Below are 23,705 nucleotides of genomic sequence, written 5' to 3' on the forward strand. Positions count from 1 at the left end.
ACGAGGAGGTCAAAATTTTCAATGGAGATGGATGTCAAATCACTGGCGATTGGTATTGACACAGTATGGGTTTTATTATGTGCAGCTCTGGTGTTTTTTATGGAAGCTGGTTTCGCTTTCCTTGAAGCAGGATTTATTCGAGCTAAAAACTCTTTAAATATTGTGATGAAGGTATTTATGGACTGTACAGCAGGTATGCTAAGTTATTTTGCCATAGGTTTTGCCCTCATGTATGGACTAGATAAGGCAGGATTCTTTGGCACCAGTGGATTCTTTTTAAAGGGTGACTTTAGTCATCTGGGCTTAGATATTCCAGTCTATGCCTACTGGATATTCCAAGCGGCCTTCGCCGTTGCAGTGGCCTCCATTGTATCCGGGGCGGTGGCCGAAAGGATGAAATTCGCACCCTATATCATTTATACTGCTGTAGTTTGTGCAATTATTTATCCCATTGCAGGACACTGGATTTGGTCCTCCGATGGCTGGCTATACCAATTGGGAATGATGGACTTTGCAGGTTCCACAGCAGTGCATGCGGTAGGTGGCTGGAGCGCCCTGGCGGCTGTACTGGTATTAGGTCCCCGTTTAGGTAAATATAACTCTGATGGCTCGGTAAATGTATTGCCAGCCCACAACATGCATTTAGCTGCATTAGGAGCTTTTATCTTATGGTTTGGTTGGTTTGGCTTCAACCCGGGCAGTGCCCTTTCCGGTCTTGATGGCAATATCGCCCGCATAGCGGTAACAACAAACCTGGCTGCCGCTGCCGGGGGAACCATGGGAACTCTGTTTACAATGTTTAGATATGGTAAGCCGGACCCCAGTATGGCCATTAACGGTGCCCTGGCAGGTCTTGTAGCCATAACGGCCGGTACTGCCTTTGTAAGTCCGGTGAGTGCAGTGATTATTGGAGGCATAGCAGGGGTCCTGGTAGTATTAGCAGTCCCCTTCTTTGATAGATTAAAGGCTGACGATCCGGTTGGTGCCATTGCGGTGCACGGTGTATGTGGTTCCTTTGGCACACTGGCGGTAGGCATATTCGCCGAAGAAGGCGGGTTGCTCTATGGCGGTGGATTGCAGCTGCTGGGAGTTCAGGCTCTAGGTTTGCTGGCAGTTTCAATTTGGGCATTTTCCATGAGCTACCTGGTATTTTATTTAATTAAGAAAACTGTGGGTATAAGGGTATCTGCCGATGAGGAAATGGAAGGACTAGACATGGTTGAACATGGTATTCCGGCCTACGGCGGACAGAATGTCAATAGCTTAAGTACTCCAGACTTTGGAGGGACATCACCATCCGGTCAAAAAATAGCCATCTAAGGGTGGCTGCTTAATATCAACACGACGTAGTGTTATTAGCGAAGGCGCTTGATTCAAGGGTAATTAGTTATTTACCCTTGGGTGGAGCGCCTTAGCTTTTAACGGGTTTCTTATAGTTGACGGTACCCAACCGTAGGGAACTCTATAAAAAACAAATTTTTTCAGGGAGGTTACAAAAATGACTAGACTAAAAACATTATTACTGTCAATGCTGGTATTACTAATACTGCCCAGCATTGCCTGGGCTGATGAGGCAGCAGCCATTGATACCGGAGACACCACCTTCATTATTATTTGTGCAGCTTTGGTTATGATTATGACACCCGGATTGGCCTTATTCTATGGTGGTATGGTTAGAAGGAAAAACGTTCTTAGCACTATTATGTTAAGTTTTATAACTATCTGTGTAGTTAGTATTATTTGGGCATTATATGGCTATTCTTTAGCCTTTGGTACAGATATTAAGAGCATTGTCGGTGGCTTGGAATATGTGGGGCTACAAGGAGTAGGCCAGGAGCCTAGTGGTACCATTCCTCACTTTATCTTTATGGCATTCCAAATGATGTTTGCACTAATCACTGTAGCCATTATCTCCGGGTCCATTGCAGAAAGAATGAAATTCCCAGCCTTTATCGCATTTATCGTTCTTTGGGTTACCATTGTTTACTCTCCCCTCTGCCATTGGGTATGGGGCGGCGGTTGGTTAATGGAACTGGGAGCCCTAGACTTTGCTGGTGGTACCGTTGTACACATTAGTTCTGGTGTGGCTGGTTTGGTTGCAGCCATGGTTATTGGCAAAAGAAAAGGGTATGGTAGTGAGCCCATGGTTCCCCACAACCTGCCCATGACCATTCTTGGTGCTGCCCTACTGTGGTTTGGTTGGTTTGGCTTTAATGCAGGTAGTGCATTGGCTGCAGATGGTATTGCCGCTAGCGCCTTTGCTGTAACTCATATTGCTGCCGCAGCGGGTGGTTTATCCTGGGTACTTGCTGAATGGGCTCACCATGGCAAGCCCACTGCCCTTGGCTGTGTGTCTGGTGCCGTAGCTGGTCTGGTTGCTATTACTCCCGCAGCAGGCTTTGTAGCACCTATGCCGGCCATTATCATGGGTCTGGTAGTTGGTCCCCTCTGCTACTTTGCAGTTGCAGTTATTAAGTCCAAATTTGGTTATGACGATTCTTTAGACGCCTTTGGTATCCACGGTATCGGTGGTACCTGGGGCGCCATTGCCACAGGCTTATTTGCCAGCACAGCAGTTAATGAGGGTGGTGCCAATGGTTTGTTCTACGGTAATGCTGCCCAGCTATCTACCCAGTTGATCGGTGTTGTGGCAACTATAATCTTTGCAGGCTTGGCTACCTTCATTATCTTAAAAGTAATTAGCATCTTTACAGACTTAAGAGTATCTGCGGATGATGAAGTAATAGGTCTTGATGTTACCGTACATGGTGAGAATGCCTATGCTTATGCTGACAGCTTTGGTGGGTCATTAACTAGAGAGGTTAAATCCCCCTCCGCAGCAGCAGGCTCAGCCCTTAAACAATCGTATTAATTTGGTAGAGTAATTCCAAAGGAGGAATAACCGTGATTAAGATTGAAGCCATTATCCGTCCAGGAAAATTAGAGGATGTTAAAGATGCCTTAAATGAAATAGGTGTAAGTGGCATGACAGTATCCCAGGTAATTGGTTGTGGCCACCAGAAGGGCCGCAAAGAGGTTTACCGGGGTGCAGAGTATAGTATAAATCTCCTGCCTAAGGTAAAGGTTGAAATAGTTGTCAATGATCAGAGGGAGCAAGAGTGTATTAAGGCAATTAGCAACGCTGCCCGCAGTGGTGAAATTGGTGATGGGAAAATATTCGTATACCCTGTAAATAATGCTATTCGCATTAGAACAGGTGAGCAAGGTGAAACCGCTATTTAATAACCAGTAACAACAGCTCCTCCAAAATACCTCTTTATAGCTCCGGGTTAATCCCCGGAGCAATTTTTTATTTACTGGTGTTACAGAAACAAAATCTCAACGTCTTTATAGGTAAGAATTACCTAAGGGAGGAATTTACTTGGCTAATAAATTAATTAGCTCTGTTGTTATCGGATGTTTGGCTGGATGTTTAATGCTTAACCCAGTAGCAGCACTGGCAAACCAGGATACGGTTTCGAAGGTTTCAGCAGAAATGGCCTCAGATGTTATAAAAACTAATGTCTCCCTGGAACAGGCCGTATTAAAGGCCAAAGAAATATTTTCCGTTCCTAATGATTTTGACCGCTTTGAAAGTGGAATAAACTCTTATGAAGGAATGGTGATGTGGAATCTAAGCTGGTCCAAATCAAAGGAGCCTAGAGCTAATTTATCAGTGAGGATTAATGCCATGACAGGTGAGGTTATGGGGATGGATCGCTGGGATGAGCCAGCTCCGGGCCAGAAGTACAGCGGCGTCCCTAAATACTCCCTGGAACAGTCTGCCAAGATAGCCCAGGACTGGGTAAAAAAGCTGCTGCCAAGCTATTCTTCCAAGGTGGAGCTTTCGCCAAATCAGCCTGAACACCAGCCCTTTTATGGTTTAGGCGAGAGGGGGCCGGCTGAGTATTATTTTAGCTTCCATAGACTTATTAATAACATACCCTTTGAGGAGAATGGTGTGTCCATTAGAATAAACGGAGATACCGGTGAAATATTAAGTTTTAATCTCAATTGGGATGAAAGACTTAGTTTTCCGTCAGTTACTAGTGTAATATCCGATGAGCAAGCGAAAAAGGTATTTGGTGATAATATTGAACTTGTCTATTTCCGACCCCAAAATTCTGAAACAAGAAATAACCAGGCCAAACTTATCTACCGAGTGAAGAATGGCTCCCGATTATTTATTGATGCATTCTCCGGAAAGATTATCGGGGATCTTGGCTACCAGTCTTTTGACAAAATGGGCATGGGGGGAGAGCCTACATCAAGTAGGGAGAACAAGGAATTATCCCCTTTGGAACAGAAAGAGGTCAGCAAAATATCAAATTTAATTAGTGCAGAAAAGGCCTTGGAAGAAGTGAAAAAGGTAGTTACAATCCCTGCAGGTATAAAACAACAGGAAAATCGCTTAGTTCAAGATTATGAGTACCCCGAACAAAAGCTTTGGCATTTTTACTGGAGCGGTCAGGGGGAGACGGTATACTACAGTCTTGATGCCAGTGTAAATGCAGCAACTGGTGAAGTGATTTCCTTTAATCTCTGGAATAAACCCTATGATACAATGCAAGCCAGCCAACCAAAGTATAATGCTGAGCAGGCCAGGCAAATTGCTGAGAACTTTATCAAAAAACAGCAGGCAGGAAAGTTTGCTGAAGTTCGTCTAGAAAACCAGGGGACAAATGACTACGTTCCCTTGAGAGAAAAAATTCTACCTAGAAACTATACCTTTAATTACACTAGATTGATCAATGGTATTCCCTTCCCAGGCAATGGCTTTAGCGTACAAGTTGATCCATATACCGGGGAGGTAACAAATTATCGCTTAATCTGGTGGGGGTTATCCTTCCCCGCACCAACCGGCTTAATGGATAAGGACAAGGCTATTGACAATTTTCTAACTGATTCACAACTAAAACTATATTACCAGCGTTTCTACAATGAGGGGAAAGAGACAGAAACCAATCTGGTATATTCTCTAAAGAACCATCCTTCCTATATGCTGGATGCTAGAAGTGGAGCTGCTATTGATTGGACTGGGCAACCTATTCCTTCAAAACAAAATGTAGATTTTAATGATATTGCCGGTCATCCAGCTGAAAATGATATTAAGCTCCTGGTTCAAGCAAAGGTATTAAGCACTATGGAGGGACAGTTTAGGCCAGATAGCAATATTACAAAACTGGAGGCCATTGAATGGCTGGTTAAGTCCAGGGGATGGTATACTGCACCTACTCTCTTGACCAGGGAAAACCCGGAGGAAAGAAAAACTAGGATAATTAATTCGGCCATTAACTTAGGGATTATCGAAAGTAATGAAACAGGGGAACTTGAACAGGAGCTTACTAGACTAGAATTGGCCAGGCTTATGATCAATACCCTAGACTACGATGGCGCTGCTAAATTATCCAATATCTACAACCTTAGTTCAAAGGATGAAAAACTGGTTTCACCCGAACTTAAAGGCTATGCTGCCCTGAGCTTAGGCCTAGGCCTTCAATTAGAAATTAATGGCGAGTATCAGCCTGAAGAAAAGGTATCCCGAGGTTATGCTGCATCATCCATTGTCAGAATGCTAAACGTTAAAAAATAGCAAAAAATTATCCCGGCTGGTCCGGGATTTTTTTTATTTTCTTGGACAAAAAACTAAGATTTACAACATAGGATATATTGGGCCAAATATGAGTCGGGGAGGAATACAGGTGTCATTAGTATCAATCATTATTCCTTGTAAAAATGAAGGAAAGCTAATACAAGAAACGGTTGAATCTATTTTGGAAACACCAACCCAAACTCCATATGACATTACAGTGATCAATGATGGTTCAACCGATGGGTGCTGCTCTTTCCTGCAAACTAATAGAAAAACCTTCCCAAGGGTGAGACTAATAAACACAACGGGAATTGGCGCAGCCAATGCTAGAAACTTAGGAGCGGAGCAGTCTGCTGGAGATGTTCTGGTATTTTGTGATGCCCATATTACGGTTGAGCAAGGTTGGTTAGATATATTAAAAGAAGGAATTACTGACCGGAAAGCGGGAGCGGTGTCGCCGGGTATTGCCACCATGGATACAGTGGGTGCCATAGGCTATGGATTTACCTGGACCAGAGAAATGGAGGCTAAATGGCTTCCCAGTACAGGAAATATTGTGGAAGTTCCCTTTGCCCCTGGAGGGTGTGTTGCAGTAAGCAGAGAAACCTTTAATGATGTTGGAGGGTTTGAGAGGGGATTTAGTGTTTACGGCTATGAGGATGCTGAGTTTTCCCTAAAGCTGTGGCTGTTTGGTTATAGGGTGGAGGTAGACCCCTCAGTAATTATTAAACATCATTTTAGGACTAGACACCCATATCCGATAACCATGTCCGACTACACCTATAATGCCGTCAGGATGGCTGTAAGTCACTTTAATTCTGCGCGTGTTGGTAGAGTCATTGGGCTTTTTAAAGGGATATCAAATATAGGTCATCTTATTGCCAAGGTATTTTTAGATAGTGATGCCTTGCTACAGAGGGAGAAGTATTTTGCCAAAAGGAAATTTGATGACAACTGGTTTCTAAACAAGTTTAACATTAAACTGTAAATGGTTGACAATCCTTCAACGGGTGAAATAAGATACCCTAAGAAGAAAAATTAATAGATATCTTAAGACATAGGATACAGTGGAATTAAGGGAGAAATTAATGTGAGAATATATGCCATCAGCGATCTGCACCTTTCCTTAACTGAACCTATAGACCCGTGCGATTGGGAAAAAGCATTGCTATATAAACCAATGGATATTTTTAATAATGAATGGCATCAGCATCACCGTAAGATTTATGAAAATTGGCATGATATCATAACAAATGAAGATATTATTTTGATGCCGGGGGATCTCTCCTGGGCCACCAAGCCAGAGGAGGTTTCCAATGATGTAGATTATTTAGGTAAGTTACCAGGAACTGTACTGATGGTCCCTGGTAACCATGACTATTGGTGGCAGGGTATTTCAAAGACCAGGAAGCTGGTTCCCCATAATGTAAGGCTAATTCAAAATGATCATATCCTGATCCAGGATATAGCAATTTGTGGGACCAGAGGTTGGACTTGCCCCAACAGTTTTCAGTTTACTGAACAGGATGAAAAAATATATAATAGGGAGCTTATACGTTTAGAAAACTCCCTCTCTAGTATTAAGGGTAAACACCGTGAAATTATAGCCATGATGCATTTTATGCCCACCAATGAACAGCATGATAAATCGGGTTTTATTGATCTATTTTTAAAGTATGGTGTAGACAGGGTGGTCTATGGTCATTTACATGACCGGGCAAGGAACTATCGCCTGCCCGATGAGCTATGGGGACTAAAATTCCACCTTGTCAGTGCAGATTTTGTGAACTTTAGGCCTATTCTAATTGCCTGTCATTAAATCAGAATATTTTATAAACAATGGCACACTGTACATGGACTAAAGTATCTTCGGACAAAATTAAGCTAAATATGTTGGCAGGGAAGGTAAAAACTAGGTCCATGGTTAAATATAGAAAGGTACTTATTATGAGGAGGACTGGCCTTGGCAAAAAATATCTTACCAAAAGTTCAGGAAGTTATGGAAATGAGGAAAATTTCTACTGAAGAACTGGCACGTAGAACTATGCTTGAAGCATCCGATATAGAAGGGCTTAAGCAATTTAACCCTAAAAAAACAGCTCAGGTGGCTATAGTTCAGGCCATTTCCATGGCCATGGGCATAAATGCCTACTATTTTTTATCCGATGATGTGATAGGACCTAAGAGAATATTATCAAGATTAAATGTTTTTGATCAACAAAGGATTATGAATGGTGAATTGGTGCCTTTTCTTCGTGTAAAGCAAGGGGAGAAAGGGATTGGTGATGAGGAGTTGGATGGACTTATCCAGGTAATGCTTGAACAGGAAAAACACCAGGAGTTATAGAAAAAACGGCCCTACCTATGGTAAGGGCCGTTTTTTATTAGATAAAGTTTAAGTTTTTGCGACCCTTTAAATGGTCAATAAATTGACGGGCGGTACGGCCGGAACGCTCATTATGCCAGAGAGTCCACTTTAGGGCTAATTTTTCCAGGGTCTCTTGATCAACCTGAAGCTTTTCCAGATCGGCCATCTCCCGAACAATGGCTAAGAAGTTTGCTTGATCCGGGGCAATAAAAGTAATCTTTAAGCCAAAACGATCCGCCAAGGAAAGCTTCTCTTGCATAGTGTCTCCGGGGTGTACGTCCCCATTAGAGTTTAAGGTATTCTTGCGATCCGTGAAGTATTCTTTAATTAAATTTCTCTGATTTGAAGTTACATAGATACGAATGTTAGCTGGTTGCTGCTCTATGCTACCTTCCATTTGGGTTTTTAATATCTTATAGTGGGTCTCATTCTCCTCGAAGGATAAATCATCAATGAAAATAATAAACTTAAGGGGTATCTTTCCCAAATAGGTCATGGCCCTTTGCAATCCATGAATACTGTCCCTGGACATTTGCACCAGGCGAAGACCTTGCCCACCATATCTGTTCACAAGGGCCTTAACCGTAGAAGATTTCCCTGTTCCCCGGTCACCATAAAGAATCAGGTTTTGAGCTGGCAGACCCCTTAGCAGGCGTTCGGTATTATCCAACACCTGCCCCCTTTGGCGTTCGTAACTAAATAGTTGCTCTAAGGTTATGGGATCAGGCTTCTCGATACCAACAAGTTCAAAGCTCGAGGATATTTCCTCCCAGCGGAAGGCCCGGTATAGGGCAAACTGAGCAAAGCCGTTACAACGGTAGAAGGAAACTAGTTCCCCAATATTACCTGTCCAGTTGTTAGAATTCAACAGGGTCAGTTTAAGACTTTTGATGGGGCTATATTGTTGCAGGATTCCTTCATCAAGGTTGGTTTCGTTAGACCTTAACCCAGCGAGTTTAAAATGGGGAAGTGTTTCAAAAATAGAGTTTATTACCTCAAGGCCTTGTTGGCAGATAATTTGAAGCCTGGATAAATCATGGATACAGGCTTCCCTTATGGGCTGGGAAATGTCCTTAGGAATGGCTGCTTCTCTGCAAAACAAATTGTTATCCAATAATAATAGGTCTAGAATATAATCTTGCCAAAGGTCACCAACCTGGGGCAGATTGCTACTTGTGGCCTTATCTAATAACAGCATGACCAGACGGTGATACTCATCAAGCAAATCCTCGTCAGCCAGGTAGGCTTTAATAATGCCTGTATAACACTCTAATACTGGGTCCGATTTGATGCCCCTAAATAGAGTTAAGCCAGCAAGAGCCTGGGATATTTCTTTGGGCTGAATAGCTTTTGTCATAATCTCTCCTCCGGTATGTTTCATACCGGAAATACTTCTATTTAAAATCATTGAAACCTGCTTATTTTAATCAGATATTAATTCCTCAAGTCTCCTGAGGTTGGTAACTGGGGCCTGACAAGCAAAGTCTTTACATACATAGGCTGTTGGTTTCCCAGCGACTGTCTCCTTACCAACCAAAGGTGGCAGTAGTTTATGGGCTTGGCTATCTTCTGAAAACCTGGTCATAATAACAGCATTAGGTAGGAATTTGCCTTGTACACCCTTCAACATGCCCTTAAGAAGTACATCTTCCTTTGAACCAGTTAGAATAATTTCAATTGCTGGTTCTTGTCCTAAATAAGCTGCCATTAAGAAGTAGGAATAGCCAGGGGGATAGTGTTCTAAATCTTTGGCAAAGGTTTCTAATTGATTATTTGCTAATTTTTGGTAGTTTTCATTGCCAGTTAACCTAGCCAGCCGTAAGAGATTAACCGCTGCTACTGAATTGCCGGAGGGAATGGCCCCATCATAGGCCTCCTTAGGCCTTGCTATTAGGCTCTCCCCATCGCTACCATAGAAGAAAAACCCGCCCCTCTCCCGGTCATGGAACAGTTCAATCATATCATCGGTGAGTTCCAATCCAAGGGCAATATATTTTTGATTAAAGGTTGCCTCGTAAAGCTCCAGCAAACCCCAGACGACAAAGGCATAGTCCTCCAGATAAGCTGGGTAGGCAGCCTCACCCTCCCGATAACGGGCCAGAAGTCGTCCATCCTCCCGGCGAAGCTTAGTCATGATAAATTCCAGGGCCTGTTCGGCAGCCTGGCTATATGTACTATCTCCCAACACTTTGGCACCTTTGGCCAGTGCAGCGATCATCAATCCGTTCCAAGATGTGAGAATTTTATCATCCTTATAGGGATGCACCCTGTTCTCACGGGCTTCAAATAACATTTGCCTGCATTTCTCCAAGCCTTCAACAAGATCCTCCAGGGAAATATCCAAGCTATCTGCAAATTCCAAGGGGTTTTGATTGATTAAATTGGGAATACTGGCACCCTCAAAGTTACCTCCCTTAGTGATATCATAATATCGGCAATATAATTCTCCATCCACCTTGCCCAGTATTTTTATAATTTCATCTGGATGCCAAACATAGAATTTTCCTTCCACACCCTCAGAATCAGCATCCTCCGCTGAATAAAAGCCTCCCTCGGGTGAAGTCATATCCCTTAAAACATAGGTGAATGTTTCTCTGGCAACCCTTGCAAAGCGGGGGTTCTTATTTATTTGATAAGTTTCCAGGTAAGCAATGGACAGCAGGGCATTATCATACAGCATTTTTTCAAAATGAGGTACCAACCATTTATCATCAGTAGAATACCTGGAGAAGCCAAAACCAATATGGTCATAGATCCCACCCCGATGCATAGAATCAAGGGTCTCCTCAACCATGGCCAGGGCTTGAACATTTTTAGTCTTTTTCCAATACCTAAGGAGCAGCATTAAATTATGGGGTGTTGGAAATTTTGGAGCAGTACCAAAACCTCCATAGGTCCGATCAAAGGTCTTGTCAAACAGCCGGAAAGCCTTATCCAAGATATCCCTTGATAAGTTACCTGGGGAATTAGTTGATTCCTGGTGAAGTTTTGCAGTTAATTCCTCACCAATGGCAGACAATCGATCCCTATCACTCTTCCATAAGCCTGATATCTGCACCAATAAATCTATGATACCTGGCCTACCATACTTGGACATCTTAGGGAAATAGGTGCCGGCATAAAAGGGCTTTTGCTCCGGTGTCATAATGATCGTTAAAGGCCACCCACCCTGCCCGGTGAGGGCTTGGCAAACATTCATATAAATATGATCAATATCCGGCCTCTCTTCCCGGTCAACCTTGATTGATACAAAGTCTTTATTAAGGATTTCAGCAACTTCCTCCGACTCAAAGGACTCCTTCTCCATTACATGACACCAATGGCAAGTAGAATATCCCACAGAGAGGAAGATGGGCAAATCTCTTTGATTTGCTATATCAAAAGCCTCTTTACCCCAAGGATACCAGTTCACTGGATTGTGGGCATGTTGGAGAAGATAAGGACTTTTTTCGTTTATAAGTCTATTAGATTTTCTATTATTATTCAAACAATGACCTCCAGTTCAGAGATGATCTACAACATGACACTTAAACTCAATGTCATGCTGTAGAGTGTGAGAGTTTTGATTTAGTATACATCAAAAAATAATTACTATTTACATATTACATAAAGATAATAAATAAAATTCAGCCATAAGGCTGACAATGAAAAATAAGTTTGGAATAATACTATCTTTAATAAACAGATGATATCTAAAACTCAAAACCAAATAAATGTCCTGTGTTATCGTCACGTTCATCTAGAGTAACAGCAATATTTTCACTTTTAATTCCAAAATATGTATCATCAGAATTTAGAGGAATGTCATCTTGTAAGGCTGTGAAAATATATTGAATTCCATAGTTATTACAAATGTCTTTTAGTGTTTTAAGGTATGTAATTTTTTTGGTATAAGAAATGATTCAAGACTTCCATTATGATATACGAATTTAAAGAATCGGCTATCGTTTTTGCGAGAACTTGGGGTTAGAGACAATTAGTACTCCCCCCAAAATTAATAAGGCACCTAGGAAGTGGGTGGTAGTATATTTCTCTCCAATGAGTATTGCGAATAGCCCGGCAAAAACAGTGATTAAATGCAGAAAGTTGGAGGAGATGGTCGGCCCCACTCTAATTACACCTTCGTTCCAACAGATGAAGGATATGAGTGTCGGAAAGATGCTTAAATAAATTATTGCTAGGACCATATTTACTGATATATCCCCAATATTGAATGAATAATGCCTGCTTTCCCATAAACAAAAAGGAAGCAAAAATACTATAGCTAGTAATAGTGTTGTCAAGAAAGTTGCCCTTTTTGGTAAAGTTGCACCCTTTGTCTTAATTAATAGGGAATAAAGTGCCCAGAACAACACAGCAACAATGACTAAGAGGTCACCGTTATTAAAATGAAAATTCATCAGAACGTTAATATTTCCTTGGCTAATAACCCAAATCACACCTAGAAATGAGATTATTGTACCAAGATATTGTAGGTTGGATAATTTTTCACGTAGGAAGATTCGGGCCAATAGGACAATGACCAAAGGGGAAGTTGAGTTAACTATGGATGCATTGATTGAACTAGTCGATTGCAAAGCAACATAGAGTAACGAACTGAAACCAGCGACACCTGTACAGGATAGCAAAATCACATCACGTTTCAAAAAATACATATTGGCACCCATTTCACCTTGAACTATTGACAAGTAATGTTTTTGTAAGATATATTTACTAATAATAACATTATAACATCATGACGTGGTGACGTAACAACCTAGAACGAATTTTTTTTACAAAAGAATGTGCTTGTGTGAACTATCTTTTAGTTTTTGGTTTTTAACTAGCTAAATAGGTATTTAAAAGAGGGGTGGTTCTATGAGTGTGTGTTGTTAAGAAGATTGGATAGGAAGTTTTATTAATTATTGGGGGTGTTAATTGTGCAAGCAATAATTAGAGGAATGGGAAACACTTTTACGTCGATCATTCAAAGAGTAATGCCAGATGCCTATATTTTCTGCTTATTGTTAACCTTTGTAGCTATGCTTGGAGCAATGTTTATTACAGGCAAGTCATTATTTGAAGTGGTAGATATGTGGGGCAATGGCTTCTGGGGTATTTTAGTATTTTCAATGCAGAGTTCTTTAGCCCTGGTAGGTGGTTATGTTCTATCTAGTGCACCACCGTTTAAGAAAGTTCTTGGTATGATAGCGGGATTACCCAGAACACATGGTCAAGCAATAGTTTTGGCAACGTTATGTTCTCTTGGCCTATGGATTTTTCATTGGGGTGTTGGTGCAGTTGCTACTGGTATTATTTGCCTAGAAATTGCACGGCAAGCAGCTAAAAAAGGCATCAAATTACACTATCCTTTGTTAGTAGCTGGTTCCTATGTTGGTACGGTAGCTTGGCACAATGGGATTTCAGGTGCAAGCCAACTATTAATTGCAACTGAAAATCACTTCCTGGCTGAAAAAATTGGAATAATACCTATTAGCCAAACAATTTTTTCTTCAGGAAACCTCATGATTGCAATAGCATTAATTATTCTTACACCTATTCTTACTTACATGATGATACCAGAAGAAAAAGATTATGTTAGTCCGGCAACTGACCAACTAGGAGAATTTAGTACTGGTGAAGAGAATTTTGATGCGGGACAAAAAGGTACCCTGGCATATTTCCTAAATAATTCACCATTAGTTCCTATTCTCATAACCCTAGTAGGCGTGACCTTTCTATATCACTGGTTTTACAAATGGAACGGTGCATTTGATATCAATACCTTTATAGTGATTATGCTGATGGCAAGCATTATCCTTCACTGGCGTATGTCCAGCTATATTAAATGCCTTAAACATGCAGTAAAAACTGCCATTCCGATCATGCTGCAGTTCCAGTTTTATGGTGGTATTTTAGGAATTTTGGTCGCCTCCGGATTAGTAGCAGTAATTGCCAACTTTTTTGTTGCTATTTCTACTCCACTAACCTTCCCAGTCTTAGCCTTCATCGGTGCAGGGATTGTTAACTTCTTTGTTCCTTCCGGCGGTGGACAATGGATTGTACAAGGCTCAATTATTGTTGAATCAGCTCAACAACTAGGTGTATCAATACCAAGGGCGGTTACAGCATTTGCTAACGGTGATGCTTGGACTAACCTATTGCAACCCTTTTGGACTCTTCCGTTATTGGCATTTGCTGGCCTAAAAATCAGGGATATTATGGGCTATTGTGCGGTAATCCTAGTCTTTTCCTTTATAGTGATTGCTTTAGGGTTAATGTTCGCTCCGTTCCCAGGGTAATAAAGATACAAAGGGAGGATTGTACATGAGTGTAGTTGAAAGGAATATTATTAAAAAAACAGATAGAGCTATAGAAGCACAAGAGGTAAGTGCTCTAGAAAAAATAACAAACTATATTCCACATCCAGTGGCACTTGTTTTTCTTGTAAACATTCTTGCAATTTTTATGGCCTTGACACTAACAGAAAAAAGTATGGAAGAGATTTTGAAATTTTGGGGGCAAGGTTTCGTAAATAACTTTGGTTTTGGTATGCAGTTTGTACTTTTACTTGTTCTTGGCTATGGCCTTGCGATTACCCCTCTATTTCAAAAAATGTTATCTAAATTTGCAAACCTTGTTAGTACTCAGACCCAGGCTGTTATTCTAATTGCTATTGTATCGATGACCCTGGCCTGGTTTAACTGGGGCCTTGGAATAGTAGGTGGCGTTTTCCTTGCTAATTATATTGCAAGAACAAAGGTGGATTATAACTATCCGTTACTCATTACTGCAGGTATTTCTGGCTTACTTATGTGGGAGAATGGAATATCCGGAAGCGCTATTCTTCACGTAACCCAAGGAAAACACTTACTAGCCGAGCAGATTGGTGCTATTACCCTACAACAAACGGTATTTAGCAGCCTAAATTTAGCGGTAACTTTCCTATTAATAGTTGCAATACCATTAGTTTTATGTTTGGTTCAAAAACCCAAGTGTAATCATTATGTTATAGATGAACCCCTGCAACAACCCGTAAAAAATAATTTGGGTGATAATAATTTTGCAGTTAAACTTGAAAATAGCTGGATATTGTCTCTTGCCTTCGGATCATTAGCAGTTCTGTATGTTGTGCGCTATCTGAGCTCTTCTCCTATGAATATGCCGACATACCTATTTATGCTAATTGCATTAGGTATTGTTTTGCGCAAAGTACCTATGAGTTACCAACAGGATATAATTAAAAGTGTTCAAGTTTGCTGGGTATTCTATGTCCCGATTGTTTTCTATGGTGCAGTCCAAGGGGTCGTTGATCTGTCAGGACTAAATACAGTTATTGCAGGTTGGTTTACTTCAGTTGGAAATAGTACATTATTCCCGGCAGTAACCTTCCTAAGCTCAGCTTTTATTAACTTACTAGTTCCAAATGCGGGAAGTCAGTGGCTCATTGAAGGTAGCAGTTTAACAACTGCAGCAGCTAATCTAGGTGTCTCCAATGCAACAACCCTATTGGCATTTAGTTATGGTGCCGGATGGGCAAAACTTCTGCAAATTAGTTTGTTTGCACCACTACTTGGCATTGGTAATGTTAGGATATCGGATATGGCAAGGTACCTAGGTGCAGTTATTTTGACATCTATGATAATACTTATTTTTGCAGTAACCATAATGCCTGTTTAAATTACAACCAACAAACGCTATAATGGATATGCAATGTGAATTTTATTTCATTGAAAAAGAGTGGCTAACAACTTGAGTACTGTTGGAGGAATGCATTATGGCTTTAGATTTTCAAAGTCCCCTACCATTACATGTCCAGTTAAAAGAAGTTCTTAGAAAGGATATTGAAAAGGGGAGCTATACCGAAAAGATACCTAGTGAAAGAGAACTTATGGATATGTTCTCGGTAAGTCGTTCAACGGTACGGGAGGCTGTTTCCTCATTGGTACGTGAGGGCGTATTGGAAAAAATTCATGGTAAGGGTACATTCGTTACAACCCATAAAGTTAACGAATGGCTCGGTAATATAAAAAGTTTTACCGAAACGGTTGAAAATATGGGAATGAAGCCCGGAATTCAACTTATAAATCATGGAACGCAGAATAACTCTGTAATTGCTGAAACTCTAGGCGTTGAAGATTATTATGCGATTGAAAGATTACGTTTTGCAGATGGTGAACCTATTGCGATTGAACGTACTTATTACCCCATGGAAATAGGACAAAAATTGGCCGAGCATGACCTGAATGAGGTAACTTTATACTCACTACTCGAGTCCATTGGAGTCTCATTAAACGAAGCAGAACAAAAAATCACTGCCGCAGTAGCAAGTGAAGAAGATCATAAACTATTAGGTATACCAGCATCTGCTAGTATTCTTTTAGTGGAACGATTAACTACAGATCCCCAAGGCAATATCGTGGAATACAACCACAGTACTTATCGGGCAGATAAATATGCATTTTGTATTAAAATGTCCCGTAAGAGTGGCAGCCTTTAAAACATTACCCCAAGTTTTGCTGTGAATAAAAAAACTTTCACAAAATTTTAGTCAACTAGTTGACAATGATTATTTGGGAATTTATGATAATAGTAAGGTAACTGGTACGTACGTCATTATATGATGATGTCCGGTAAAGAAGGGGGCGAGTCACTATGAGATTAAAAGATCGGGTTGCGCTGGTTACGGGTGGAAATGTCGGGTTAGGAAAGGGAATAGCCCTAGCTTTTGCCCGTGAGGGTGCCAAGGTTGTTGTTTGTGGAAGGAAGGAAGATAAGCTTAAACAAGTAGTAAAAGAAATAGAAGATCTTGGCGCAGAGGGTATGAGTATTATGGTGGACATTACAAATAGCCAGGATGTAAAAGCTATGTTTTCGGAAATCGTTAAGAGGTTCGGTACCCTAGATATATTGGTAAACAATGCAGGAATTTACCGTTCCGATGATACTGGTGTACAAGACAGAAGAAATCACTTAGATTTAGTCACTACCCCTATCCCTGCTCGGTCATTAGGAATTACCAAGAACATGAGTGATGAAAACTGGAAGAAGATGTTTGAAGTAAATGTACACGCTCTTTTCTACTGCACCCGTGAAGCACTACAGATTATGGAAGATAAGGGCTATGGCAAGATCATCAATATAGCATCAATAGCTGGTATTTCTGGAATAAGTGCTCACAGCCCAAACTATTCGGCTTCCAAAGGAGCGGTAGTTGCTTTTACCAGGTCTTTAGGATATGAGGTTGCTGGAGCAGGGATTTGTGTAAATTGTATAGCCCCAGGATATATTGAAACCGATGAATTTATGCGTGGTATTAATTCAATGGACCCTGAAACCAGAGCCCGCTTTATGCAGCTTATGCCAACACGCCGAGTTGGTAAAGTAGAGGAATATGCAGCACTGGCTGTGCATCTTGCCTCAGAGGAAGGAAACTATATGGTTGGTCAAGTTATAAGTCCAAATGGTGGTCTTGTTATTGCAGCTAACTAATGATAGGAATTTAAAATATTTGTCATAGGGGAGGAAACAAAAATGACCTGTTGTGTATTGAGTCCTCAAGAAGAAAGAATATTAAACGAAAAATTGAGTCAAGCTGAAATGCAAAAAGGGAGAGAGAGAGTATATAACATACTAAATAGCTTTAAAGGTGACGTTCCTCGAATTAGCCTAGAAAGAGCCCGTCTAATGACCGAGTCTTTTAAACAGACCGAAGGTCAACCAATGGTTTTAAGATGGGCAAAGGCCTTAAAGTATATTTGTGAAAACATCGCTGTTTATATTGGTGACTATGATATCGTCGTTGGTCGAGCAGACGGTCATCCCGGCAGACATGGACTGATTTACCCTGAGTTAGATGGTGCTTTCTTAGATGTAGCCATTGATATGTTGCTGAAGGGCAAAACACCATATAAGGTATCAGATGATGATTTAAAGGCAATTAAAGAAGACATTGTACCCTATTGGAAGGGCAAAACCTTACATGAAGTATTTGCATCCTCCATGCCAGAGGAAACTAAGAATATCATTTATAATCCAGAAAATAACTTCTACCAGCGTTACATTGTTACTCAAACCGCTACCATTCGCTCTTCCCTACAATGGATACACGATTATGAAAAGGTCGTGAAAAGGGGCTTTAAAGATCTCAAAAGAGAAGCTCTGGAGAAACTGGCAGCCCTTGACATCAATAACCCCAAGGATAATTGTGAAAAAAGACCATTCCTTGAAGCTGCTGTAATGGTATGTGATGCCACAATTATTTTGTCCAGAAGATATGCTGAGATCGCTGCTAGTATGGCTGAAAAGGAAACCAATGAACAAAGAAAGCAAGAATTGCTGCAGATTGCTGAAATTTGCAATTATGTTCCGGAAAACCCTGCTCGAACCTTCCAAGAGGCAGTACAATCTGTCTGGATGGCGCAGATCGTTTCCAGACTAGAGCAGAACGTCGGAGCTGTTGTAGGCAACGGGCGTATGGATCAATATTTCTATCCCTACTATAAGAAGGATATTGAGGAAGGCCGCATTACTGATGATTTTGCCCTTGAGTTGTTAGAGTCCCTTTGGTTAAATATGGCTCAATTTTTAAATTTAAAGGTTTCTCCCGCTGGTGCTGCTTTTACTGAAGGTTATTCCCACTGGGAAGCACTTACCGTTGGTGGTAAGACCAAAGACGGAAGAGATGCAACTAATGAATTATCTTACTTAATCTTACGTTCTAAACGAGAATTTCCCCTAAACTACCCTGACTTGGCAGCTAGGATACATGCCCAAACCCCTGAAAAATTCATGCACGAAATTACTGAAACCATTAAGGAAGGATCTGGTTTCCCTAAACTAATCAATGATGAGGAAGTTATTCCTTTGCTACTGGCAAAAGGTGCTCCCTTTGCAGATGCAAACGACTATGCAGTCTCCGGATGCAGTGAAGTACGAATGCCTAATAGAGACACATTTACCAGTCCCTGTGCCTGGGTTAACTTGGGTGCCGTTTTAGAAATGGCCCTAAACAACGGTAAGATTAAATCCTTAAATAATGAACAAATTGGTCCTCAAACCGGCGAGCCCACAGAGTTTACTTCATTTGATGATCTCTGGCAGGCTTACACCACTCAACAAGGGTTTATCTTAAAACACACTTTTATTCAGCAATACCTAGCTGATGTTATAAGATCTAAATATCTGGCAACACCCTTTTCCTCAGTGCTCCATGATCTTTGCATGAATGAATGTAAGGATCTGTATTCCGGCCCCATTGAAGGTGGCGTAAGTTTAGGTTTCTATGATCTGTTAGGCTTTGGTACCGTAATTGATTCGCTGGCAGCCATAAAGAAATTAGTCTTTGAAGATAAGAAATTTACCATGGCTGAATTAATTGAAGCGCTAGATGCTAACTTCGAAGGTAAAGAAGTAATCAGGCAAATGTTGTTAAATGCTCCTAAGTACGGTAACAATGACATGTATGCAGACTCCATCGGCTTTAACATTGAAGCCCATGCCATAAATTTTGCTAAAAAGTATCGCACTGCCTTTGGTGGAGAACTGGATGCTAGATATGTACCTGTTACTGCCCACATTCCCCTTGGTAAAATTGTAGGAGCTACCCCTAACGGTAGAAAAGCAGGTATGCCTTTAGCAGATGGTGGTGGACCTTCCCATGGGGCTGACACCAGAGGACCAAGTGCAAGCCTACAGTCTATAGCCAATACCAAGTGCATGGGCGAGAAGGAAAGGGCCGCTCGTTTGGTTAACATTAAACTTAGTCCTTCCACAGTAGCTGGTGAAGAAGGAAGCAAAAAGCTAATATCCTTGATGAGGTCTTTCTGCGACTTAAAACTGTGGCATTTACAATTCAACGTAATTAATCGTGATACCTTATTGGCAGCACAAAAAGACCCAGAAAAATACCGTAACTTACTTGTGCGTGTTGCTGGTTATAGCGCTTACTTTGTAGATCTTTCACCTGAATTACAGGATGAAATCATTGCCAGAACTGAACACAGCTTCTAATGTTTCACATATCAAGTTGAGTAAAAAGTCCTGCCCATTAAGGGCAGGACTTCCTCCATATTTTTTACCGGACAAGGGGGAGAAATGATGACAAACAAGGTTTCAGGAATAGTTTTTAATATACAGCAGTTTTCAGTTCACGATGGTCCCGGTATCAGAACAATTGTTTTTTTAAAAGGTTGTCCCTTAAGGTGCCAGTGGTGTGCAAATCCTGAATCCCAGTATCAAAACCCTGAATTAACGTTTAACTATAATAAATGTATTGGAATAAAAGAATGTGCTCTGTGTATTAAGGCCTGCCCAAAGGCTGCTATCTCTGAGTTAGCTGATAGCAATAGTATCAAAATTGACCGAGCAATTTGCAACAACTGTGATTTTTGTGCTGAAAGCTGTCCTTCAAAAGCCCTAGAACTTTTTGGCAAGACCATGACTGTAGACGCAGTGTTAAAAATTGTGGAAGAAGATAGTGTTTTTTATGCAAGGTCCGGTGGGGGTATAACCCTAAGTGGTGGAGAGCCACTAATGCAGGCTGACTTCGCCTACGAGCTGCTTAAGGAAGCTAAAGGCAGAGGAATGAATACTGCAATTGAAACCTGTGGCTATGCCAATTGGGATAAGACAAAAAAGGTATTTGAATATGCAAATACAGTATTTTACGATATTAAGTGTTTAGATTCAGAGAGACATAAAGTGTTTACTAATGTTTCTAATGAAGTAATCCTTGCTAACTTCGAGAGACTATGCAATGAATTTCCTAGTACCCAAGTTGTCGTGAGAACTCCGGTTATTCCTGGTTTTAATGATTGGGATGATGATATCAAGGCCATTCGAGATTATGTTAAGATTTATCCCAACGTAGAGTATGAACTTCTAGCCTACCATCGGTTCGGAGAATCTAAATACTCCTATTTAGGCAGAGAGTATTTATTAAAGGATGTTGAACCTCTATCACAGGAACAAATTAAGAAGCTCAGATTAATTGTTGGATAGTATAGGTTATTTATCAAAATGCCTCTGTATTGGGTTTGGATAGGTATCTCTATGCCCCGAGTATTTTAACACACGGGGCGTTTTAATTTTTGACACAAATATTATGTGTATACGGTACAGTCATTTGAAAATTTAATGATTGGGTTTTAGCAAATGCTATTGTTTTATTTGCTTCCATACTACAGGTAACAACTGGCTTTGGTTTTGCCATTGTTGCTACTCCTTTATTACTTTTGGTTTTTAATTCCCGCGATTTTATTCAAGTAAGTATGTTTGTCCCATTTTTAATTGCTATATTCATGATTACTAAAATAAAGGATGATGTTGATTTAAGTTTGTTTAAAAAGCTTATCCAGGGAAGTTTATTTGGTGTACCAATTGGACTAATTTTTTATAAATATGTCAGTATGGAAACTCTAAAAATAACTGTGAGTATAGTTATACTAATTATCACGAGTACCTTGCTTTACAAGTGGTTAAAAGATTATAAAAAAGCAACTAACACTAGTTCTGATAAGGTTGATACCACAATAGAACTAAATGTCAAATTTCAAAATGATCGGGCTAAAAATATGTGCGAGCTATTAGTTGGCTTTTTTGCAGGTATTTTCACCTCGAGTATTGGTATGCCTGCGGTACCACTTACACTATATTTTAATGCTACCAATACAAGAAAAGAGGTAATTAGGGCTAGCTGAAACAAACAAAAACCCATAGGGGTGGTGGCAAGGGGACGTTTCTCCTGCCACCACCAGAACTCTGCCATTGCCAGTAAACTTAGCTATAAAAATATTACTCCTGGATATAATAATTTTAACTACAAAATTGTTATAAAAATGAAAAACTTTTCTATTTTGAAGGGAGAATAATATGAAACATAAATGGGCTTTTTTTCTAACTCTAATGACTGTTTTTGGATTATTAATAATATCAGGATGTGCTACTGATAAGAAGATCATTGAAAATGCTTCATATATAGGTTCGGATGCCTGTATCAGTTGCCATCAAAATATCGCCGATCACTATGTTATGACAACTCACGCCCAAAGTTTTACAGGTTTAGATAAATATCCTGTAAACTGGGATCAAAATGTCACTATATGGGCTACTGCCGAGGGGGAAGAAACCCAAAGTGCAAAATTAAATTTAAAAAACTCCCTAGGAGTAATGCTGGATCACTACGTGGTCAGTAAGATAAATGGAATTCCAGGTTTTCACAGAGTAGCTGCTTTAGAGAAAACTGGTACTGGTTATGAGCTACAACCCCTAGAGCTAAAAGATGGGAATGAAAAGGAATGGGTTGCCAAAAGTTATTCCAATTGTGTAGCTTGCCATAGTCCCGGATTAGGAGTTAAAGGAGCAGGAGCAAACCGCCTTGAATCCGGTCTAAGTTGTGAAACCTGCCATGGTCCTGGCGCTGTCCATGCCCAAACAAAAAAACCAGAAACTATTATTGCTAATCAGGATGCCTGTATTAAGTGTCATACTCTTGGAGAGCCAACTCAAGCTAAAGATGAGAATTTTTTGATTGCTGATACCCATTACGGGGTTCGGAATTGGTTTATTTCTGACCATTACACCAGCGGTTATTTAGATTGTTTAAGTTGTCATACCCCCCATAGCACTAATAAACAGGGGAACATGCTAAAACAAGACTCCTTTAAAGAAAACTGTGCTACCTGTCATGGACGTATGAAATTTAATCAAGATGAAATAATGTGGAAAAATCCTACAGATCCTCGCGGTCATTTCACACGGGATCATAGTTTTGGTAAACTCCTATATGAAGATTTAGGGGATAATCCAGAAACTAAAGAAATTGAAATAACTAATCCCGAAGCTATTGAAACAATCAAGAACTCATCCAAAGGGGGAGAGTAAAATGATTATCCTAAACAATCTTTATATCCAATATATATGGTTATTAATATTAATAGCAACTGTCGGGACGCTTATTATAGCGGGGGCTCATTATATTGCAATTGGCCCTAATGCAAAAGTTTTAGGTAAATTAAAGCCGGAAATACAAAGACTTAATTTCCTAGAAATATCATCTCATTTTGTAAGAATGACTAGCACTATCATTTTAGCCATTACTGGTATAGCCTTTGCTGTTTACAATAACCTTGGACTAAGTTATCAATTTCTTTTACATATCCACCTTTTTTTTGCTGTACTATTTGCCCTTTCTTCATTAGTATCAATCCTAATCTGGATTAAAGATAATACCTTTAAGAAATATGACTGGGAATGGTTTAAGGTAATGGGGGGGTATCTAACCAAAAAAGAAGTCCATATTCCCACCGGAAAATTTAACGCAGGACAAAAACTTTTTTACTGGTTTACCACTGTATTAAGCATTTTCATCATATTTTCCGGCTATTTATTAACTTATCCCGCCCAATTCTCTGTCTACATGGTGTTATTGGCATCCATTATTCATGGTGTTTCAGCAGTTATGCTAATAGCTGGAGTTATAGGTCATATTTATTTAGGTAGCTTTGCTAACCCTGGAACAATCGGGACAATTACCCATGGTATGGTATCCAAAGAATGGATTAAACTTCATCATCCTAAATGGAGCGATTGATGAGTAAAGGGACAAGGGGACAGGTACCTTGTCCCTTTATCACTAGGAGTCTTTGGTTTATCAAACTATCGTGGGGTAATAGTTTAATTTCTAATTAAATTCTAATTTTTCATTAAGGATTCTCTAGTTTTTCCTCCCTATAATAAAGATGCAAGCTAAATAAATGGAGGGAA

21 protein-coding genes are annotated in these 23,705 nt (G+C 40.3%); 16 read left to right on the forward strand and 5 right to left on the reverse strand.

What is annotated here, in order from left to right:
* The first annotated feature begins 21 nt into the window (after positions 1-21).
* The 7 genes from P6N53_RS00385 (at position 22) to P6N53_RS00415 (ending at position 7,940) form a co-directional block, all read left to right on the forward strand.
* Complete coding sequence (locus tag P6N53_RS00385) at positions 22-1,320, forward strand: ammonium transporter (RefSeq protein ID WP_304540266.1); 1,299 nt, start codon at positions 22-24, stop codon at positions 1,318-1,320.
* A 178-nt stretch (positions 1,321-1,498) separates the two neighbouring features.
* Positions 1,499-2,872: an ammonium transporter gene (locus tag P6N53_RS00390; protein WP_304540268.1), complete on the forward strand. Its 1,374-nt coding sequence runs from the start codon at positions 1,499-1,501 to the stop codon at positions 2,870-2,872.
* Between the two features lie 32 nt (positions 2,873-2,904).
* Positions 2,905-3,243, forward strand: a complete 339-nt coding sequence (locus P6N53_RS00395; protein ID WP_304540270.1) for a P-II family nitrogen regulator — start codon at positions 2,905-2,907, stop codon at positions 3,241-3,243.
* A 139-nt stretch (positions 3,244-3,382) separates the two neighbouring features.
* Entirely contained in the window at positions 3,383-5,593 is a 2,211-nt protein-coding gene (locus tag P6N53_RS00400; RefSeq protein WP_304540271.1) for a YcdB/YcdC domain-containing protein, read from the forward strand.
* A 109-nt stretch (positions 5,594-5,702) separates the two neighbouring features.
* Positions 5,703-6,581 (forward strand): glycosyltransferase family 2 protein, encoded by an 879-nt coding sequence (locus tag P6N53_RS00405; RefSeq protein ID WP_304540272.1) that lies wholly within the window; start codon positions 5,703-5,705, stop codon positions 6,579-6,581.
* Between the two features lie 102 nt (positions 6,582-6,683).
* Positions 6,684-7,412 (forward strand): metallophosphoesterase, encoded by a 729-nt coding sequence (locus P6N53_RS00410; RefSeq protein ID WP_304540274.1) that lies wholly within the window; start codon positions 6,684-6,686, stop codon positions 7,410-7,412.
* Between the two features lie 144 nt (positions 7,413-7,556).
* Positions 7,557-7,940 carry an XRE family transcriptional regulator gene (locus P6N53_RS00415; RefSeq protein WP_304540276.1) on the forward strand — a complete coding sequence of 128 codons (384 nt, stop codon included), beginning with the start codon at positions 7,557-7,559 and terminating at the stop codon, positions 7,938-7,940.
* A 37-nt stretch (positions 7,941-7,977) separates the two neighbouring features.
* Here P6N53_RS00415 and P6N53_RS00420 read toward each other — a convergent pair whose 3' ends face one another.
* From P6N53_RS00420 to P6N53_RS00430, 4 genes are all read right to left on the reverse strand, one after another.
* Positions 7,978-9,318, reverse strand: a complete 1,341-nt coding sequence (locus P6N53_RS00420; protein ID WP_304540278.1) for an ATP-binding protein — start codon at positions 9,316-9,318, stop codon at positions 7,978-7,980.
* Between the two features lie 66 nt (positions 9,319-9,384).
* Positions 9,385-11,448: a thioredoxin domain-containing protein gene (locus P6N53_RS00425; RefSeq protein ID WP_304540279.1), complete on the reverse strand. Its 2,064-nt coding sequence runs from the start codon at positions 11,446-11,448 to the stop codon at positions 9,385-9,387.
* 205 nt (positions 11,449-11,653) lie between these two features.
* Positions 11,654-11,863 carry a DUF2326 domain-containing protein gene (locus P6N53_RS18700; RefSeq protein ID WP_373322963.1) on the reverse strand — a complete coding sequence of 70 codons (210 nt, stop codon included), beginning with the start codon at positions 11,861-11,863 and terminating at the stop codon, positions 11,654-11,656.
* 39 nt (positions 11,864-11,902) lie between these two features.
* Positions 11,903-12,616, reverse strand: coding sequence for a DMT family transporter (locus P6N53_RS00430; RefSeq protein WP_304540282.1), 714 nt, complete (start codon positions 12,614-12,616; stop codon positions 11,903-11,905).
* A 264-nt stretch (positions 12,617-12,880) separates the two neighbouring features.
* On the opposite strand from P6N53_RS00430, the gene P6N53_RS00435 reads away from it, so the two are divergent.
* The 6 genes from P6N53_RS00435 (at position 12,881) to hpsH (ending at position 20,942) form a co-directional block, all read left to right on the forward strand.
* Positions 12,881-14,242, forward strand: a complete 1,362-nt coding sequence (locus P6N53_RS00435; protein WP_304540283.1) for a short-chain fatty acid transporter — start codon at positions 12,881-12,883, stop codon at positions 14,240-14,242.
* A gap of 25 nt (positions 14,243-14,267) precedes the next feature.
* Positions 14,268-15,620 carry a TIGR00366 family protein gene (locus tag P6N53_RS00440; protein WP_304540284.1) on the forward strand — a complete coding sequence of 451 codons (1,353 nt, stop codon included), beginning with the start codon at positions 14,268-14,270 and terminating at the stop codon, positions 15,618-15,620.
* 97 nt (positions 15,621-15,717) lie between these two features.
* Entirely contained in the window at positions 15,718-16,440 is a 723-nt protein-coding gene (locus tag P6N53_RS00445; protein ID WP_304540285.1) for a GntR family transcriptional regulator, read from the forward strand.
* A 155-nt stretch (positions 16,441-16,595) separates the two neighbouring features.
* On the forward strand, positions 16,596-17,432 hold the full coding sequence (locus tag P6N53_RS00450; protein ID WP_304540286.1) for an SDR family NAD(P)-dependent oxidoreductase: 837 nt from the start codon (positions 16,596-16,598) through the stop codon (positions 17,430-17,432).
* 42 nt (positions 17,433-17,474) lie between these two features.
* Entirely contained in the window at positions 17,475-19,952 is a 2,478-nt protein-coding gene (gene hpsG / locus P6N53_RS00455; protein ID WP_304540287.1) for a (2S)-3-sulfopropanediol dehydratase, read from the forward strand.
* An 87-nt stretch (positions 19,953-20,039) separates the two neighbouring features.
* Positions 20,040-20,942 carry a (2S)-3-sulfopropanediol dehydratase activating enzyme gene (gene hpsH / locus P6N53_RS00460; RefSeq protein WP_304540288.1) on the forward strand — a complete coding sequence of 301 codons (903 nt, stop codon included), beginning with the start codon at positions 20,040-20,042 and terminating at the stop codon, positions 20,940-20,942.
* Positions 20,943-21,024: 82 nt separating this feature from the next.
* Here the strand turns inward: hpsH and P6N53_RS00465 are convergent, their stop codons facing one another.
* Entirely contained in the window at positions 21,025-21,153 is a 129-nt protein-coding gene (locus P6N53_RS00465; protein WP_304540289.1) for a hypothetical protein, read from the reverse strand.
* On the opposite strand from P6N53_RS00465, the gene P6N53_RS00470 reads away from it, so the two are divergent.
* The 3 genes from P6N53_RS00470 (at position 21,152) to P6N53_RS00480 (ending at position 23,532) form a co-directional block, all read left to right on the forward strand.
* Positions 21,152-21,640: a sulfite exporter TauE/SafE family protein gene (locus P6N53_RS00470; protein WP_304540467.1), complete on the forward strand. Its 489-nt coding sequence runs from the start codon at positions 21,152-21,154 to the stop codon at positions 21,638-21,640. The genes P6N53_RS00465 and P6N53_RS00470 overlap by 2 nt on opposite strands.
* A gap of 172 nt (positions 21,641-21,812) precedes the next feature.
* A complete protein-coding gene (locus tag P6N53_RS00475; RefSeq protein WP_304540290.1) occupies positions 21,813-22,823 on the forward strand; it encodes a cytochrome c3 family protein in 1,011 nt (336 codons plus the stop codon).
* A gap of 1 nt (position 22,824) precedes the next feature.
* Entirely contained in the window at positions 22,825-23,532 is a 708-nt protein-coding gene (locus tag P6N53_RS00480) for a formate dehydrogenase subunit gamma (protein ID WP_304540291.1), read from the forward strand.
* Positions 23,533-23,705: the final 173 nt, after the last annotated feature.

Source organism: Desulforamulus aquiferis (assembly GCF_030577015.1).
In the GTDB taxonomy this organism is placed as follows: domain Bacteria; phylum Bacillota; class Desulfotomaculia; order Desulfotomaculales; family Desulfotomaculaceae; genus Desulfotomaculum; species Desulfotomaculum aquiferis.

Bases quoted from the DNA above. Each gene is read 5' to 3' on its own strand.
- P6N53_RS00385 (WP_304540266.1), top strand. From the start codon at position 22: ATGGAGATGGATGTCAAATCACTGGCGATTGGTATTGACACAGTATGG.
- P6N53_RS00390 (WP_304540268.1), top strand. From the start codon at position 1,499: ATGACTAGACTAAAAACATTATTACTGTCAATGCTGGTATTACTAATA.
- P6N53_RS00420 (WP_304540278.1), bottom strand. From the start codon at position 9,318: ATGACAAAAGCTATTCAGCCCAAAGAAATATCCCAGGCTCTTGCTGGC.
- P6N53_RS00430 (WP_304540282.1), bottom strand. From the start codon at position 12,616: ATGTATTTTTTGAAACGTGATGTGATTTTGCTATCCTGTACAGGTGTC.
- P6N53_RS00440 (WP_304540284.1), top strand. From the start codon at position 14,268: ATGAGTGTAGTTGAAAGGAATATTATTAAAAAAACAGATAGAGCTATA.
- P6N53_RS00445 (WP_304540285.1), top strand. From the start codon at position 15,718: ATGGCTTTAGATTTTCAAAGTCCCCTACCATTACATGTCCAGTTAAAA.
- P6N53_RS00450 (WP_304540286.1), top strand. From the start codon at position 16,596: ATGAGATTAAAAGATCGGGTTGCGCTGGTTACGGGTGGAAATGTCGGG.
- hpsG (WP_304540287.1), top strand. From the start codon at position 17,475: ATGACCTGTTGTGTATTGAGTCCTCAAGAAGAAAGAATATTAAACGAA.
- hpsH (WP_304540288.1), top strand. From the start codon at position 20,040: ATGACAAACAAGGTTTCAGGAATAGTTTTTAATATACAGCAGTTTTCA.
- P6N53_RS00465 (WP_304540289.1), bottom strand. From the start codon at position 21,153: ATGGCAAAACCAAAGCCAGTTGTTACCTGTAGTATGGAAGCAAATAAA.
- P6N53_RS00475 (WP_304540290.1), top strand. From the start codon at position 21,813: ATGAAACATAAATGGGCTTTTTTTCTAACTCTAATGACTGTTTTTGGA.
- P6N53_RS00480 (WP_304540291.1), top strand. From the start codon at position 22,825: ATGATTATCCTAAACAATCTTTATATCCAATATATATGGTTATTAATA.